Below are 15,999 nucleotides of genomic sequence, written 5' to 3'. Positions count from 1 at the left end.
GACATAATGGGCTTGCAATTTAGCGTGCTTGCGAGCGGGAGTACCGGAAACGCGTTTTATCTGGAGACAGAGGAGCACTCTTTTCTGGTGGATGCCGGCCTGAGCGGTAAAGCGATGGACGGGCTGATGGAGAGAATCGGCCGCAAGATAGACGACGTCGACGGCATCTTTGTCACTCACGAGCACAGCGACCATATTAAAGGGCTCGGCGTCATTGCGAGAAAGTACGGACTTCCCGTCTACGCCAATGAAAAGACGTGGAAAGCGATGGAGAATCAGATCGGCAAGCTGGATACCGGACAAAAGTTTCTGTTCCCGATGGAAAGCGTGAAATCCTTCGGCGGGCTTGATGTTGAGTCATTCGGCGTCTCTCATGACGCGGCCGAGCCGATGTTTTATGTTTTCCACTACCAAGGCAGAAAGCTCGCGCTGATGACGGACACCGGGTATGTGAGCGACAGAATGAAAGGCATTATCCGTTCGGCCAATGTGTTTGTGTTTGAAAGCAACCATGATGTCGGCATGCTGCAAATGGGCAGATACCCATGGAGCATTAAGCGGCGGATTTTAAGCGATGTCGGCCACGTCTCCAATGAAGATGCGGCGCTCGCCATGACTGATGTCATCGGCGACGGCACATCGCGCATCTATTTGGCGCATCTGAGCCAAGACAACAATATGAAGGAACTGGCGAGAATGTCCGTGCAGCAGACATTGGCTGCGAAAGGATTTGTCGCCGGGGAAACGTTTCAGTTATTTGATACCGATCCGAAAATCCCGACGCCGCTGTGCGCCGTGTAATTTTTCCAAATGAATCATGATTATTAATCCGCGATCTGACCCACACTATAAGCAAATCGAGTACTCTTGAAAGGATTTGAGATAGGGTGGATTATAATCGCGATGATGAACAGTACGCCTCCGAACAGCCCCGCCGCAGCAAGAGAGGGTACTTTCTATCAAGTCTGATCGGCGTCATCGTCGGGGCCGCGCTCATGGCATTCCTGCTGCCGTACTGGACAGGCGGAGACCATGGGGAAAGCAGCAAAAGCACCAGCCAGCGTCTCGGCAGCGAACAGGTGAAAACAGTTAACGTAAATGTCAATGACGCTGTCACGAATATGGTCAGCCGTGTATCGGATTCGGTAGTCGGCGTTCTCAATATCCAAAAGACCGATATTTGGGGAGAGGGCGGCGAAGCGGGAAGCGGGTCCGGCGTCATTTACAAAAAGAACGGAAACACTTCTTATATCGTAACCAATCACCATGTCATTGAAGGTGCGACTGAGATTGAGATCAGCCTGAAGGATGGCTCACGCGTGCCTGCTGAGCTGATCGGGAGCGACCGTCTGATGGATCTCGCCGTGCTGAAGGTGAAATCTGATAAAATCAAATCGGCCGCCCAGTTCGGCAATTCCGATCAGGTCAAAGTCGGAGAACCGGTCATTGCGATCGGAAATCCGCTCGGGCTTGAATTTGCGGGATCAGTGACACAGGGGATCATTTCAGGCACGGAAAGGGCAGTGCCCGTTGACTCAAACGGCGACGGACAGCCGGATTGGAATGCGGAAGTGCTGCAGACCGATGCCGCGATTAACCCTGGCAACAGCGGCGGCGCTTTGATGGATATATCGGGCAAGGTGGTCGGCATCAACTCAATGAAGATCGCTGAATCCGCCGTTGAAGGAATCGGCCTGTCCATCCCGTCAAAGCTTGTCATTCCCGTTATTCAGGATTTAGAAAAATACGGAGAAGTCAGACGGCCTTTCCTCGGTATTGAGATGAAATCCTTAACGGATATTGCGAGCTACCATTGGAGCCAGACGCTGAAACTTCCGAAAGGCGTTAAAACCGGGGCGGTCATTATGGGTGTCGACGCGTTTTCACCGGCCGGAAAAGCGGGTTTGAAAAAGCTCGACGTGATTACCGGGTTCGACGGACATAAGGTCAATGACGTTGTTGATCTCCGTGAGCGTCTGTATCGCAAAAAGATCGGCGACCGTGTGAACATCACGTTCTACCGTTCGGGAAAGAAAAAAACAGCGGAAGTCAAACTGACAGAAGCGGATCGATTACAGAAATAAAAAAAACAGCCCGGACATCCGGGCTGTTTTTTATTGATTTATTTGTTAATATTATACTATTATGAAAACGGGAGGTGAAACACATGAAAACGGCTGATGTGATCATCGTATTGAATGAAATTGAAGGTGAATGTGAAGGAAGAATTATTTTAGAATGCAGAATTTAAGAACATGAAACATGTCATATTAAACGTCCTTTTTCAGGGCGCTTTTTTTATGCCTTTTTTCAGAAGCCATAAAAAAGAACTGAATGCGGGTCACAACACGTTCAGTTAAAAATGGGTATTTTTAGAAAAAGGCAGACGTGAACTTAGAACTTTGTGATTGAAACAGACTGCTGCTGCTGAATTGAAGCGGCAGATAATGATTTTTATTTGCAGATGGCTCCGTTTTCAGCGTTTCCTTTCACCAATTCAGCTTAGATTCCGTTTTGTTTCAGATAAAAGCGAATAATAGAAGGGGAAGCGAAAAAAATAAACACAGGCTGATACATCTAAGGAGAGACTGCATCATGGAAAAGTTGAAAGGCATCAAGCTGAGTGCAGACGGCGAGTCTGCACTCATTGATTCTTTAACGATGGGGCTTCATTACGGAACGGTCCTCGGGGAAGACAATATCGTCGAGGTGTACATCCGTTCTCTGCGCGAAAAGCTGAAGGACAAAGAACACAAGGTGATTCGCACGGTTCGGGGCGCCGGGTACAGGGTGGATCTGGCATGAAACGGCTGTACAGAACCCTGCGGTTCCAGCTCCTGTTCAGGTCACTGGCGATTTTGGCTTTGCTGTTATGTTTCATCGGCGGCACTCAGTACATGTTTATGACACGGACGATGTATGAAAATCAGGCGATCAGCATTCAGAGTGATATCAATTCAATGGATCAAAGCGTATGGAGGTCAATCAAAACCCTTGCCCGTTCCGAAACACCGGCTCATCCGAATTTGATTTACCCCGGGTTGACGGTTGCTTTTATCAATCAATCATACAAGATGTCTGTTTTATCAGAAGACCCGCACGCGGGGGCCGCTCCTTCTTTCCCGAAAAAAGTGTACCAGGATGCGCTGACAGATACCATGGCGCTTCACTATCAGGTGGCTCACAATAAGTCAGGTCAGGAAATCATCGTCGTGTTTCAGGCGATTTCCGTTGACGGAAGGCAGGCGGGAGTTGTGCAGATGAGCACGCTGACCCAGCCTCTGAATGATTCGCTTTTCCGCCAGATCAGCATTTTCGCGGTGCTTTCCTTTGCGGCTTTGGTCATCGGCCTGTTTGTGTTTTTGCCGGTGATCCGGCTCACACTCAAGCCGCTGTCCCGCATTGTGCGTATGATGGGTGACATTCATGCCGGCAGTCTCGATAAACGGCTGCCGATTGATAAAAGGCAGGCCGAAATTGAGTCATTGGGTATCTCCATCAATCAGATGCTGGAACGGATTGAATCCTCTTTTCAGGCGGAAAAAGAAGCGAAGGAGCGCATCCGGCAGTTTATATCAGACGCATCACATGAGCTGAGAACGCCGCTTACCTCCATTCACGGCTGTATCGAAATGTTAATGCGCGGAGCGGCGGAGAAGCCGGAGCAGAAAGAAAAAGCGCTTCAAAGCATGTACGCGGAATCCGCCAGGGCGAATAAGCTGATAGAGGATCTTCTGTTTCTCGCGAAGATTGACCGGGTGCCGAGCTTTGAAATGAAAAAAGGCGCATTGGGAGACGTCATTTTGGAAATGGAGGCTCAGCTGAAGCTGCTCGCGAGAAACCGGAAGCTCGAGTTCTTTGTCGATCAAAAGATAGAAGCCGTTTTTGACAAAGACAAAATGAAGCAGGTCATTCTCAACCTCTTTTACAATGCGGTGCAGCATACGGATGAAGACAAGGGTGTCATCACCGTCTCCCTGCAGAAAGACGGAGGAATCATGCTTATGATTGCAGATAACGGAACGGGAATCGCTCCGGAGCATGTGCCTCATTTGTTTGACCGGTTTTACAGGGCGGAAACCTCCCGATCCCGTCAATCCGGCGGCGCGGGACTGGGTCTTGCCATTACAAAAACCATTATCGACAGCCATAACGGAACAATTGAAGTGAAAAGTGAGCAGGGAAAAGGCTCCGTGTTCATCATCCGGCTGCCGGGATAAACCGGGCAGAAGGAAGAAAAATCACAATTTATATATAAATTCTAAATTTTCAAAAAATAACTTGTCCTTTTCCAATATTGGTGATAATATCTAGTTATTGGTAAAGGGGGTGTGTACTGATGAAGATTGAAGAACTTGATCTTGATACAGAAACAGCAAGCTTGGTGCATCGTTGCTAGTAAAGCCGTGACTCCCCTCATTGGGGAGTTATTATCTTTCAGGGGGTATGTCATGATGTCAACGTACTGTAAGCGCTGGAAGTTTAAAGACAGCGTGCAGGTGCTGACCTACACGGCGCATATTATCATTCAATATCGAAAGGCGATTAAGCTTGCGCATACGAGTGAGATCAAAGAGGCGGTTGAACGGCTGATCATCGGCTGTGAAAAACAAGAGCTTTCTGATCTTCTGGGAGAGGAAGCGGGAAACCAGTTTTTCGATGCGTTAATGAAATTGGATGCTTTAATAGAGCCATGGCAAAACGGCCGTGAAGGCCGCATCACTGAAAAGCAGCTGTACCATTTTGAGAAATACAACCAAAACCCTAATCTGATCCAAAACAGATTAGACGGCAGCAGGGCAGCGATCGTGGGTCTGGGGGGCGTCGGAACGATCATTCTTCAAAATCTTTTGGCGGCGGGCATGCAGCATTTTATTCTCATTGATTTCGATGCCGTATCAGTACATAACCTGAACAGACAATTCGTCTATAATAAATCTTCTGTAGGCAAATTAAAGATCTCAGAATGCAGAGATTATATTGCGGGTATCAATCCCCATGCGGACGCAGCACTTTACCATCAGGAAATTACACAGCCGCAGGATCTGCGTGTGTTAGATCCGTATGAAATTGATATCGTCATAAATGCTGCTGACAAACCCCATAACATTTCTGAATGGGTTTACCGGTATTGTAAGGAGCGGAATATCGCGTTTATGACCGGGGGTGTCGGCAGCTTCAGCGGCCAATGGGGGCCTCTGCTCACGCCTGAATCCTATCAATCCGGTGTCGCCTATGAAAAAAACATGCCGGCCGGACTTCTGAACTGTTACCCCGATGAACCGATCAAAGGTTCCTTAGGAGCGACAAACGGTATTATATCCTCGTTTATGTCTCATGACATTATCACATACCTTGCAGGCGGAAGCCCGAAATCCCTGAATACCCGCATCGGCCTGGACTTTGACGGCCTTCATATTACAGAAACGAAGCTTTCTCAAAAGGAAAGCGCTTTATGAAGACGATGCATCGTACGGCGAGAAAACCGGGCGACCCTCTGAAAATAGAAATCGACACAAGCCCGATACGCTTGAACCCATTAGATACGCAGGATTACACAAGCAAGATGATGTGCAGCATTATGTATGAAAGTCTGCAGGACGGCTATAACTGCCGGATCATCCGCAAAGATCCCCGCACCTGTCAGGTGGACATTCACCCGGACTATTTAGGCGACGCCGAGGGTGTGGTTCAAACGATCATCTATCATCTGACGAAAGAAAATCAAAGCCCCCATCTCGGCAGTTTCCTGAACATAAAACAGGCCGTTCCGTATGTAAAAGGCCTCGTCTCTTCCGATCAGCTCGGGGTGAACGTAACAGGCGAAAAACGCTTTGAAGTCACCTTGGACGAGCCGTCTGATGAAATAGAAGCCGTTTTGCAGAGCAGCTTTCTGATTCCGGCGACCGCCGGGGGCGATGTGCCGGAAAACGGCCCGTACCGATTCAAGCGCACGTTTGAGAAGGGGCTGGAATTTGAGCGGAATCCGCAATATAAAATGACGCCCGCGGATGACCGCACGGTTCAGACCATCCAATTTATTTTGAATGATGATCTGGAAAAAAGCATCGGGCTGTACGAAGCGAATCAAACGGACGTGACCTGCCACACCCAGTTTCATCATTCAAACATGAGGTATCGGCAGTATGCTGATTTTAAAGAAAATCATTTGCCGATGTTATTTACCTTCAAGGTAAAGGACGACATGCTGAGAACTTTCATTCAGCATTATTTTGATAAACAAAAGCTGGCCGGCGATTTGGGGCATATCATCACACCGACTGATTCACTGATCGGAATATGGGAAAGCGGGAGGACACCGCAGAAAGATCTGCCCCTTTTGACAAAAGAAGAACCGATCCGAATCGTTTATGCCGATTATTATCCCAACGGAGAGATCATTGAAAGGCTGGCTGATCTGTTGCGGCGGGCCGGAGCGGACGTATCCGTCTCCCAGGTCAGTCATTTCAATGATTATTACCATATGGATAAAAGCGGGTTTGATATTGAGCTCCATTTGTTCCTGCCGGCTTACCTGCATGAGCTGAGCTATATCAAATATTTCATCCGCGACATCAGCGATCCAGAGAAGAAAAAAACGATCATTGATGCCATAGGATCTGAAAAAAAGAAGGAACTTTTTGGGTTATTCGAGAATACAACTCATTATTGCCCAATTTGTTTTGGGAAAAGTCTGTATCTGCAAGATCCATGTATAGAGGGTTTTAGTGTAAAGACTGACGGGCTCCTTTCTGTTCATGATGTTAAATGCAGATAGCTGGAAAGGGGTATTCATTTGCGGAATCGAAATTTGCTTTACTTCTCCGGTTTTTTCGGAAACTTCTTTTTCGAACGGGGAATTTGGATTTTATATTTAACAAGCATGAATTATTCATTATTTCTTGTGGGCATCCTGCAATCGGTCCTGAATTTGGCGATGTTTCTGGCGGAAGTGCCGAGCGGCGTCATCTCGGACAGAATCGGGAGAAAAAAATCGCTCTTGCTCGGCCATTTTATGGTCATTGTCTATTTGGTGATGTTCCTGAGCTTCCACAACTTCATCGCCCTCTTCATCGCCCATATTATATACGGTATCGGGCTGACGTTTATATCAGGAACGGATCATGCCTTTTTGTTTGATTCACTGAAAGAACAAGGGAAAGAAAAATGGTACGGCAAATCCATCGGAAACTATAACGGACTTGTCATACTCGGTCTTGCGATCGCCATGGGCATCGGCGGCTACTTGCAGGAAATATCATGGTCGTATGTGTTTATCGCCGGGATTGTCACTCAGCTGATTGCAATGGCGGTCATTACACAGCTGACGGAAATCAAATTTGAAAACAGTGAACACGAAACGCAGACGGTCGGTGACATCTTAAAAGAAGTCAAAGATTTCTTCAGGCTGAACAAAGCCTTTAAATATCTGGTGCTGTCACTCTCCGTTTTCTTTGCGATTACCTCGGTTTTTTATATGTACGGACAAGATCTGTTAAGTCAGGAAGGGCTGTCCGTGCGCAATATATCCATTATTTTTGCGGGACTGTCCATCTTGCAGGCGCTGTGCTCCATCTTTTCTTCCAAGCCGGCGGAAAAATTCACGCCGAGGCGCGTGCTTCTGCTGACATTCTGCATCATCGGGGCGGCCTACCTGTTTATACCTTCGGGCAGTCTGTACGTGACGATTGCAGCTTTTGTCGTCATTAACGCGCTCTATGATGTGATAGAACCCGTATCCAGTCAGGTGGTGAATAATGAGATTCCGTCCAGAACGAGAGCCACGCTGCTGTCCATTATCAGTTTGATGACCTCGCTCTTCATGTTCATTGCCTTTCCGTTTATCGGATTCTTAACGGACTATTTTGATTCAGCTTTGCTGCTGACCGCAATCGGGGTATTATCCATCTTATTGTCGCTGTTTATGATGCTCAGCTTTTACAAACTGAAAGCGAGCGTCGCCATCCAGAATAAAGTCGAGCTTTGAACCAGAATGACAAAGGGATGATGTGAGTTGCTGAATATTCATAATCTTACGGTAAATTTAGCGGGAGATACCATTTTCAAACAAGTTTCTTTTTTCATCAATGAAGGCGAAAAAGTGCTTGTGGCCGGGCCGAACGGTTCCGGCAAAAGCACGCTGTTCAGGGTGCTTTCCGGAGAGCTTGAGGCAGATGAAGGAACGATTGCGATCAACAAAGGGGCGAAGGTCGGTTTGCTGAAGCAGATCGCTGATCCCCATGAGGATCTGACGTTGTATCAATATCTGGAAAAATCATTTGAAGCTCTCGCGGCGATCCAGAATGAAATGAAGGCCATTGAGCTGAAGCTTTCGGAACCGATGAGTGATGACGAGCTGACTGCTTTATTGGAAAAATACAGTCAATACACGGAAACATTTGAGCGGAACAACGGCTACCAGATGCATGCGATGATTGACGAGGTATGCAACGGGCTCAGCCTCAGCGAATTAAAGGATCAGCCGTTTTCAAAGCTGAGCGGCGGCGAAAAAACAAAAGCCGGCCTTGCCGAAATTTTAATCCGCAACGACGACGTTATACTGCTGGACGAGCCGACCAACCATTTGGACGTCCATGCGATTGAGTGGCTTGAAGGGTTTATTAAAAAATCGAACAAAACCATTCTGTTTACGACCCACGATAAAACGTTTGCCGACCAAACGGCGATGAAGGTGCTCGAGATTGACGATACCGAGGTGAAGATTTGGCCTTACGGATTCAGCGAATACTTGAAAAAGCGGGAAGAATTCATCATCGCCCAGTTTGAGAAATATGAAGAACAGCAGAGAAAAATACAGAAGATGAAGGAATCCATCGCCCAGCTGAGAGATTGGGCCAACCGCTCGAATCCGCCGTCTGTCGGCCTGCACAGACGCGCGAATAATATGGAAAAGGCGCTGAGAAGGATTGAGCTGATCAATAAGCCGGTCCGGACGGAGCAAAAATTAAAAAACGCATTTCAGGAAGCGGGCGCCGGTTCAAAAGATATTGTGTTCATTGAAAACGGAAAGGTGACCAACGGATCTTCCCTTTTATATCAAAATGTGAATCTGCGCATAAAGCATAAAGACAGAATCGGCATCGTCGGCAGAAACGGCGTCGGCAAAACAACGCTGATCCGCTGCATCATCGGGGAAAGAGAACTGTCGGACGGCACCATTAAAGTGGGAGAAAATCTTAAAATAGGCTACATTGATCAAAAGAGCCATGTCGGAGATTCGAGCCAGACGATTCTGCAATTTTTTAAAGAAAATCTGCTGACTGAAGAGGGCATGGCCCGGAATATGCTGGCCAAGTACGGATTTTACGGGTCGTCGGTCTTTAAAAAACTTTCCGTCCTGTCGGGCGGTGAGAGAATCAGGCTGAAGCTGTCCATCTTAATGGAAAAAAAGCTGAATGTCCTGATCCTGGATGAGCCGACCAACCACTTGGATATTGAATCTCAGGAAATTCTCGAAAACAGCCTGATGCAGTTTCAAGGCACCATCATCTGCGTTTCTCACGACAGAAACCTGCTGGAGAAGTTCAACAAGATTTTCTGGCTTGAGAATCAAAACGTCACCATCTTTTCAGGTCCATACAGTTACGCCAAACAAAAAAAACGGCAGATTGCCGAATAAAAGGGGAATGGATATGACCATTGACAGACTGACAATCAATGAGTTATCGTACGATCTTTTTGTAAGCGAGTATGCTGATAAGAAACCTTTTATTTTGACGGGGGCAATGGATCACTGGGAATGCAGGCCGTGGACGCTTGAATACATTGACGAACACTATGGGGACAGAATGGTCACCATCCGGAAATCAGATATCGAAGGGGTCAAAACGTTTAAACAAGTAAAGCTTTCCAACTATATCGAGTACATTGATCAGAATGATGACAAATGGTACTGTGACTGGAATTTTACGCAGCTGAACCAAAATGACTTAGACCTTGTCTATTCCGCACCCGAGTATTTTACAAAAGACACATTGAGAGCGGATGAAGAAACGGGACGGGACTGGAAATGGTTCTTTCTCGGTTCTAAGCAGACAGGCACACCGCTGCATCAGGATTTTAACAACACGCACGCGTGGAACGGCGTCATTTTTGGGGAGAAGGAATGGATCTTCTATCATCCGGACGACTCTCCGTATTTGTACGAAGGAAATATCAATGTCTTTGATGAAAAAGACATTGAGCAAAAACCGCTGGTGCAAAAGGCGTCTCCGATCCGTTTCAGACAAAAGGCGGGAGAAATCATTTACGCGCCGCGCCATTGGTGGCATCAAGTCGAGAATACGGAACATACATTGGCAGTGAGTGAGAACTTTTGGTTTACCGGAGAGCGGCTTGCCAATCAGATATAAACGAAAGGCTGAGGAGCATCTCAGCCTTTTTTTGTATGGATTCATTTCATCCGGTCCAGACCGAATTTTTTCAGGCGGTATTGCAGGCTCTGTCTGCTGATTCCGAGCTCGTTTGCCGTTTTGGATATGTTATTGCCGTGTTTTCTCAGGATCTTTTCGATCATGTATTTTTCGAAGTTTTCCATTTTGTCTTTTAAATCGGTGCCGGGCTGGGTGCTTGCGGCGGCTTTGGTTTCCGTGTCAGCCGGTTTGATTTTCATCCGGTATTGGTAAGGCAGGTGGGCCGCCGTAATCGTCGTTTCATCCGTCATAAAGTTCATGGCGCCTTCAATCATATGTTCAAGCTCGCGGATGTTGCCCGGCCAGTCATATTCCAAGAAGAATCGCTGCACATCGTCACTGATCGAATCGACATGCATTTGGAACAGGTGATTGTTTTTCTGGATAAAGACTTCGGCCAGTGGCAGAATGTCCTCCTTGCGCTCCCGGAGCGGGGGAATGATCAGCGTGACAACGCTTAAGCGGTAGTATAAATCTTTGCGCAGCCGCTCTTCTGAAATGGCGGTGATCGGGTCTTCATTCATCGTGGCGATGATGCGGACGTCAATCGGTTTGTCCTGAGCTGATCCGATGCGCCTGATTTTCTTTTCCTGAAGGGCGCGGAGCAGTTTTGCCTGCAGGCTGAGATTGAGAGAGTTGATCTCATCAAGGAGCAGGGTGCCTCCCTGCGCCTGCTCAAATAAGCCGGGCTGGTCGATGGCTCCGGTAAAGGCGCCTTTTTTCGTGCCGAATAAAATACTTTCGACCAGGCTATCCGGCAGGGCGGCGCAGTTTTGTGAGATGAACGGGGCGCCTGAGCGCTGGCTGCCGTTGTGAATGCTTTGGGCGAACAGTTCCTTGCCCGTTCCCGTCTCGCCGGCCAAAAGCACCGATGATGATGTGCGGGTTGCCCGTTTTGCGTTTTCGATGACTTCCCGAATAACCGAGCTGTTGCCGAGAATACTGTCAAACGTGTAGCTGTTCTGTTCTTTCCTGTGCATGTTCTCCCTGATCAGCCGTTCGAGCTTGGTGACGTCCTTGGCGATTTCCACGGCTCCCTTGATCTCGCCGTTTTGCACAATCGGGAAGGTGTGGTTGATCGTCGTGATTTCCTGGCCTTTGTTATTGAAATAGCTTTGCTTCACGTTTTTAATCGTTTTGCCTTCTTGAAGGGCCTGAACGAGCGTGCTGTCCTGCTGATTGGAAAACATAAATACATCAGTCAGGTTTTTATGCAGGACGTCCCGTTCATCCATATCTTCAATCTGCATCATTTTCTTATTGTAAATGACGGTGCTGCCCTTTTCGTCCACCACATGCAGTCCGACATCAATCTCATCCAGAATGCTTTGTAACACGAGTGTGTAAAATTCGCTGGTTGTGTGCAGGTCAATTCCCCCTCTCAATCGTCTTAACATTCATTATTTTAAAATAAATCGAACAGGAAACGCAAAAAAATTTTGCGCTTGGACAATGTTTAAAAATAAATGGAAATTTAGGTAATAAAACCATTGACTTTTTTAGGAAAAGGGTTGATATTTAGATATATACTTAAATATCTAAATTATGTATGTATGAGAGGGGGAAAGTTTTTGAATAAAGCTTTTAAAGCACTGGCCGATCCTACAAGGAGAAGAATTTTGGACTTATTAAAGAAACAAGACATGACAGCTGGTGAAATTGCGGAACACTTCGACATGTCAAAACCCAGTATTTCTCATCACCTTACCATATTGAAAAATACTGATTTGGTTCACGATGAGAGGAAAGGCCAATTTATTATGTATTCATTAAATACCACTGTATTACAGGATCTTATAGGCTGGTTCTTTTCTCTGACTGATTCAGAACATGATAATAAGAAAGGCGGGGAATCATGAAAAAATATCTCTTTTCAGCAGGAATCATAGTTTTAACTGTTTTCACATGGGTTTGCACATATTCATCTTTACCGGACAATTTGGCGACACACTGGGGATTAAACGGAAGTGCAAATGATTACCAAACGAAAGCTAATGCGATGATGATGCTTATTGGCATCATGATTATTCTATATATTTTAATGGTTATCATCCCTAAGATTGATCCTAAAAATAACTACAAAACATTTATCCGGCCATATATGGCTATATTTAATACAATGTTTGCGGTTCTGTTTGTCATTAATCTGATTACCATCTTGACCGGCCTGGGATATAATCTCCCTATATCTTATTTAGGAAACTTTATAGTGGGAGTCATTTTCATGGTGTTTGGAAACTTCATTCAGATCGTTAAGCCTAATTTCTTTTTAGGGATAAGAACACCTTGGACGCTTAGCAGTGAAAGAGTTTGGAAGGATACACACAGGGTTAGTTCGAAACTTTTTGTCTTAGCGGGCATGCTCATGATGCTTGCAGCTTTTTTGCCGCCGGTGTATAGAGTGTCAGTCATTTTCATGGCTGCAATCGGCTGTATCATATTATCTTTACTATATTCTTACATTGTATATCAGAGACAATTGAATAAATAACTGTTGAGTAGGAGCAATCTAATTGGATTGCTCCTATTTTGTCAGCGGGAAACGCAAAAAAATTTTGCGCTTGGCTGAAGTTTGCACGCAAACTGCCGGAAAATTTTGCGGGAAAAGAAAGAATGTTGGCGAAACATCCCGTTTTTTCGGATTGGCACGGAACTTGCTTTATAAAAAGGGAAAGCAAGATCTAATGTTGAATGATTACAAAACAAGGGGGAATCAGATTATGTCAGCTTTCACAAAATCTCAAGAAATTATCAGCCAAACTTCACATTACGGCGCGAACAACTATCATCCTCTGCCGATTGTTATTTCTGAAGCGCAGGGTGTTTGGGTAAAAGACCCTGAAGGCAATCAATATATGGATATGCTGAGTGCTTATTCTGCGGTGAACCAGGGGCACAGACATCCGAAGATCATTCAGGCGCTGAAGGATCAGGCGGATAAAATCACTCTGACGTCACGCGCGTTCCATAATGATCAGCTCGGTCCGTTTTATGAGAAAACAGCCAAGCTGACCGGAAAAGATATGATTCTGCCGATGAATACGGGGGCGGAAGCCGTTGAATCCGCTGTCAAAGCGGCGAGACGCTGGGCATATGAGGTCAAAGGAGTAGCGGATAATCAGGCGGAAATCATTGCGTGTATCGGCAACTTCCACGGCAGAACGATGCTTGCGGTATCCCTTTCTTCAGAAGATGAGTATAAACGCGGTTTCGGACCTATGCTTCCGGGTATAAAATTAATTCCATACGGAGACGCAGAAGCGCTGCGCAGGGCGATCACGCCGAACACAGCCGCTTTCTTATTCGAACCGATTCAGGGAGAAGCGGGCATCGTCATTCCGCCGGAAGGATTTTTACAAGAAGCGGCCGCCATTTGTAAGGAAGAAAATGTGCTTCTGATCGCTGATGAAATTCAGACGGGACTCGGCCGCACAGGGAAAACATTCGCGGTTGACTGGGAAAATATCGTACCGGATATGTTCATCTTAGGCAAAGCGCTCGGCGGGGGCGTCTTCCCGATTTCGTGCATTGCGGCGAACCGTGACATTCTCGGTGTGTTTAACCCGGGTTCCCACGGCTCGACATTCGGCGGAAACCCGCTCGCTTGCGCGGTATCGCTCGCATCTCTTGAAGTCCTTGAGGAAGAAGGGCTGGCAGAGCGTTCCCTTCAGCTTGGCCGTTATTTTAAAGAAGAGCTTGAGAAAATCGATAACCCGATCATAAAAGACGTGCGCGGACGCGGCCTGTTTATCGGCGTTGAACTGACAGAAGCGGCCCGCCCGTACTGTGAAAAGCTGAAAGGCGAAGGGCTTTTATGCAAAGAAACACATGATACCGTGATCCGTTTTGCACCGCCGTTAATGATTTCCAAGGAAGACTTGGACTGGGCGATCCAAAAGATCACAAACGTGCTTCAAAACGCGTAAAACCTTGATGCGGCAATGCTTTCCCTCGGCTTGTATGGAATTTACAAATAAAAAATTCAGCACACTCTATTTGCGCGGCGACAGTATTTTAGTATAATGTATCTTTATGTACGAAAATGAATTTCATATAACATTCATATACAAATAGAGGCTCTTTGGACAGCAAATCGGTTTCAAAGCACCGGCTTGGTTCCAATACAAGTTGCTGAAGGGGTGCAGAATAGTGAATACAAATCAAAAAGAGAATCAGCTTCAGCGCACAATGAAATCACGCCATTTGTTTATGATTTCTTTGGGCGGAGTGATCGGCACCGGGTTTTTCCTGAGTACCGGATTTACAATTAACCAGGCGGGACCGCTGGGCGCGGTTCTGTCTTATCTGGTCGGCGGTTTTATAATGTTTTTGACAATGCTCTGCTTAGGCGAGCTTGCGGTTGCCCTTCCCGTATCAGGGTCGTTTCAGACGTACGCAACCAAATTCATCAGCCCCGCTTTCGGTTTCGCATTCGGCTGGCTGTACTGGCTCGGCTGGGCGGTGACATGCGCCATTGAGTTTTTATCTGCGGGACAATTGATGCTCCGCTGGTTTCCGCATGTTCCCGTATGGGTGTGGTGCCTCGTGTTTGTCGGACTGATGTTTCTTTTGAACGCTATTACCACAAAAGCGTTCGCTGAGTCGGAATTTTGGTTTTCCGGTATTAAAATTTTAGTCATTCTGCTGTTTATTATTTTGGGCGGCGCCGCCATGTTCGGCCTGATTGACATGAAACACGGCGAGCAGGCTCCTTTCTTCTCTCATTTTTATGAGGATGGATTGTTTCCGAACGGCATTAAGGCTATGCTTATTACGATGATTACCGTAAACTTCGCGTTCCAGGGAACGGAGCTGATCGGGGTTGCCGCGGGAGAAAGTGAAAATCCCGAGAAAACGATTCCGCGCTCTATCCGGCAGACGGTATGGAGAACGCTGGTCTTTTTCGTTCTCTCCATCATCGTCATTGCCGGGATGATTCCTTGGAAGCAGGCGGGAGTGGTCGAAAGCCCGTTTGTCGTGGTGTTTGAACAAATCGGTATTCCATATGCCGCCGATATTATGAACTTTGTTATCTTAATTGCGCTGCTCTCAGTGGCCAACTCAGGCCTGTTTGCATCGACGCGTATCTTATATGCCATGGCGAACGAAGGACAAGCCTTTAAATCGCTCGGCAAAATAAATAAACGCGGCGTGCCGATGAACGCTCTGATCGTGACGCTGGCCGTCGCCTGCCTGTCACTGCTGTCTAAAGTGGCAGCGCCGGAAACCGTTTATATGTTTCTCTTATCATTAGCCGGACTAAGCGCGCAGGTCGGCTGGATTACGATTTCCCTGTCACAGCTGATGTTCAGACGGAAATACATCCGCGAAGGCGGCAAAGTGGAAGACCTGAAGTTTAAAACACCGCTGTACCCGGTGCTGCCTATTATCGGGCTGACGTTAAACACGGTTGTTCTGATCAGCCTCGCATTTGATTCAGAACAGCGGCTCGCCCTTTATTGCGGCATCCCGTTCATGGCGGTGTGCGTTATCGTCTATCATCTGTATGTAAAGAAGCATAAGCAGTCAGAAAAACAGATAGAGCTTTAAATCTTTTCGTGTCCAA

14 protein-coding genes are annotated in these 15,999 nt (G+C 46.9%); 13 read left to right on the top strand and 1 reads right to left on the bottom strand.

The window, feature by feature from the left end:
* The first annotated feature begins 6 nt into the window (after positions 1–6).
* The 9 genes from JNUCC22_RS18835 to JNUCC22_RS18795 all read left to right on the top strand — a co-directional run bounded on the left by JNUCC22_RS18835 (position 7) and on the right by JNUCC22_RS18795 (position 10,373).
* Positions 7–801, top strand: coding sequence for an MBL fold metallo-hydrolase (locus JNUCC22_RS18835; RefSeq protein WP_004393110.1), 795 nt, complete (start codon positions 7–9; stop codon positions 799–801).
* A gap of 86 nt (positions 802–887) precedes the next feature.
* The gene (locus JNUCC22_RS18830; RefSeq protein ID WP_007614967.1) at positions 888–2,084 is read left to right on the top strand and encodes a S1C family serine protease; all 1,197 of its coding nucleotides are present in this window, start codon (positions 888–890) and stop codon (positions 2,082–2,084) included.
* A 511-nt stretch (positions 2,085–2,595) separates the two neighbouring features.
* Positions 2,596–2,805, top strand: coding sequence for a winged helix-turn-helix domain-containing protein (locus tag JNUCC22_RS18825; RefSeq protein ID WP_025285567.1), 210 nt, complete (start codon positions 2,596–2,598; stop codon positions 2,803–2,805).
* Positions 2,802–4,220, top strand: coding sequence for a sensor histidine kinase (locus JNUCC22_RS18820; protein ID WP_216062001.1), 1,419 nt, complete (start codon positions 2,802–2,804; stop codon positions 4,218–4,220). The genes JNUCC22_RS18825 and JNUCC22_RS18820 overlap by 4 nt, the downstream gene beginning before the upstream one ends.
* A gap of 231 nt (positions 4,221–4,451) precedes the next feature.
* Entirely contained in the window at positions 4,452–5,459 is a 1,008-nt protein-coding gene (locus tag JNUCC22_RS18815; RefSeq protein ID WP_039063867.1) for a ThiF family adenylyltransferase, read from the top strand.
* Positions 5,456–6,778 carry a periplasmic substrate-binding domain-containing protein gene (locus JNUCC22_RS18810; RefSeq protein WP_039063866.1) on the top strand — a complete coding sequence of 441 codons (1,323 nt, stop codon included), beginning with the start codon at positions 5,456–5,458 and terminating at the stop codon, positions 6,776–6,778. The genes JNUCC22_RS18815 and JNUCC22_RS18810 overlap by 4 nt, the downstream gene beginning before the upstream one ends.
* An 18-nt stretch (positions 6,779–6,796) precedes the next feature.
* Positions 6,797–7,987, top strand: a complete 1,191-nt coding sequence (locus JNUCC22_RS18805) for an MFS transporter (protein WP_014306161.1) — start codon at positions 6,797–6,799, stop codon at positions 7,985–7,987.
* 27 nt (positions 7,988–8,014) lie between these two features.
* Entirely contained in the window at positions 8,015–9,640 is a 1,626-nt protein-coding gene (locus tag JNUCC22_RS18800) for an ABC-F family ATP-binding cassette domain-containing protein (protein WP_039063865.1), read from the top strand.
* Positions 9,641–9,653: 13 nt separating this feature from the next.
* Positions 9,654–10,373 carry a cupin-like domain-containing protein gene (locus JNUCC22_RS18795; protein ID WP_007407887.1) on the top strand — a complete coding sequence of 240 codons (720 nt, stop codon included), beginning with the start codon at positions 9,654–9,656 and terminating at the stop codon, positions 10,371–10,373.
* A 41-nt stretch (positions 10,374–10,414) separates the two neighbouring features.
* Here the strand turns inward: JNUCC22_RS18795 and JNUCC22_RS18790 are convergent, their stop codons facing one another.
* Complete coding sequence (locus JNUCC22_RS18790) at positions 10,415–11,800, bottom strand: sigma-54 interaction domain-containing protein (protein ID WP_216062341.1); 1,386 nt, start codon at positions 11,798–11,800, stop codon at positions 10,415–10,417.
* A 204-nt stretch (positions 11,801–12,004) separates the two neighbouring features.
* Between JNUCC22_RS18790 and JNUCC22_RS18785 the strand changes: the two genes are divergently transcribed.
* The 4 genes from JNUCC22_RS18785 to JNUCC22_RS18770 all read left to right on the top strand — a co-directional run bounded on the left by JNUCC22_RS18785 (position 12,005) and on the right by JNUCC22_RS18770 (position 15,983).
* Positions 12,005–12,292, top strand: a complete 288-nt coding sequence (locus JNUCC22_RS18785) for an autorepressor SdpR family transcription factor (RefSeq protein ID WP_015240946.1) — start codon at positions 12,005–12,007, stop codon at positions 12,290–12,292.
* The gene (locus JNUCC22_RS18780; protein WP_043020862.1) at positions 12,289–12,924 is read left to right on the top strand and encodes an SdpI family protein; all 636 of its coding nucleotides are present in this window, start codon (positions 12,289–12,291) and stop codon (positions 12,922–12,924) included. Before JNUCC22_RS18785 ends, JNUCC22_RS18780 begins: the two co-directional genes overlap by 4 nt.
* A 229-nt stretch (positions 12,925–13,153) precedes the next feature.
* The gene (locus JNUCC22_RS18775) at positions 13,154–14,359 is read left to right on the top strand and encodes an ornithine--oxo-acid transaminase (RefSeq protein ID WP_004393130.1); all 1,206 of its coding nucleotides are present in this window, start codon (positions 13,154–13,156) and stop codon (positions 14,357–14,359) included.
* A gap of 223 nt (positions 14,360–14,582) precedes the next feature.
* Positions 14,583–15,983: an amino acid permease gene (locus tag JNUCC22_RS18770; protein WP_015240944.1), complete on the top strand. Its 1,401-nt coding sequence runs from the start codon at positions 14,583–14,585 to the stop codon at positions 15,981–15,983.
* The last annotated feature ends 16 nt before the right edge of the window (positions 15,984–15,999 follow it).

The sequence above is a fragment of the Bacillus sp. JNUCC-22 genome (genome assembly GCF_018861275.1).
Lineage (GTDB): Bacteria > Bacillota > Bacilli > Bacillales > Bacillaceae > Bacillus > Bacillus velezensis.
The sequence above is the reverse complement of the archived record's forward strand: the minus strand, read 5'-3'. Positions and strand labels throughout refer to the sequence as shown.

What these genes read in the sequence shown, in the direction of transcription:
- JNUCC22_RS18795 (WP_007407887.1), top strand. Translation starts at nt 9,654, where the DNA reads ATGACCATTGACAGACTGACAATCAATGAGTTATCGTACGATCTTTTT.
- JNUCC22_RS18835 (WP_004393110.1), top strand. Translation starts at nt 7, where the DNA reads ATGGGCTTGCAATTTAGCGTGCTTGCGAGCGGGAGTACCGGAAACGCG.
- JNUCC22_RS18825 (WP_025285567.1), top strand. Translation starts at nt 2,596, where the DNA reads ATGGAAAAGTTGAAAGGCATCAAGCTGAGTGCAGACGGCGAGTCTGCA.
- JNUCC22_RS18815 (WP_039063867.1), top strand. Translation starts at nt 4,452, where the DNA reads ATGATGTCAACGTACTGTAAGCGCTGGAAGTTTAAAGACAGCGTGCAG.
- JNUCC22_RS18780 (WP_043020862.1), top strand. Translation starts at nt 12,289, where the DNA reads ATGAAAAAATATCTCTTTTCAGCAGGAATCATAGTTTTAACTGTTTTC.
- JNUCC22_RS18820 (WP_216062001.1), top strand. Translation starts at nt 2,802, where the DNA reads ATGAAACGGCTGTACAGAACCCTGCGGTTCCAGCTCCTGTTCAGGTCA.
- JNUCC22_RS18775 (WP_004393130.1), top strand. Translation starts at nt 13,154, where the DNA reads ATGTCAGCTTTCACAAAATCTCAAGAAATTATCAGCCAAACTTCACAT.
- JNUCC22_RS18810 (WP_039063866.1), top strand. Translation starts at nt 5,456, where the DNA reads ATGAAGACGATGCATCGTACGGCGAGAAAACCGGGCGACCCTCTGAAA.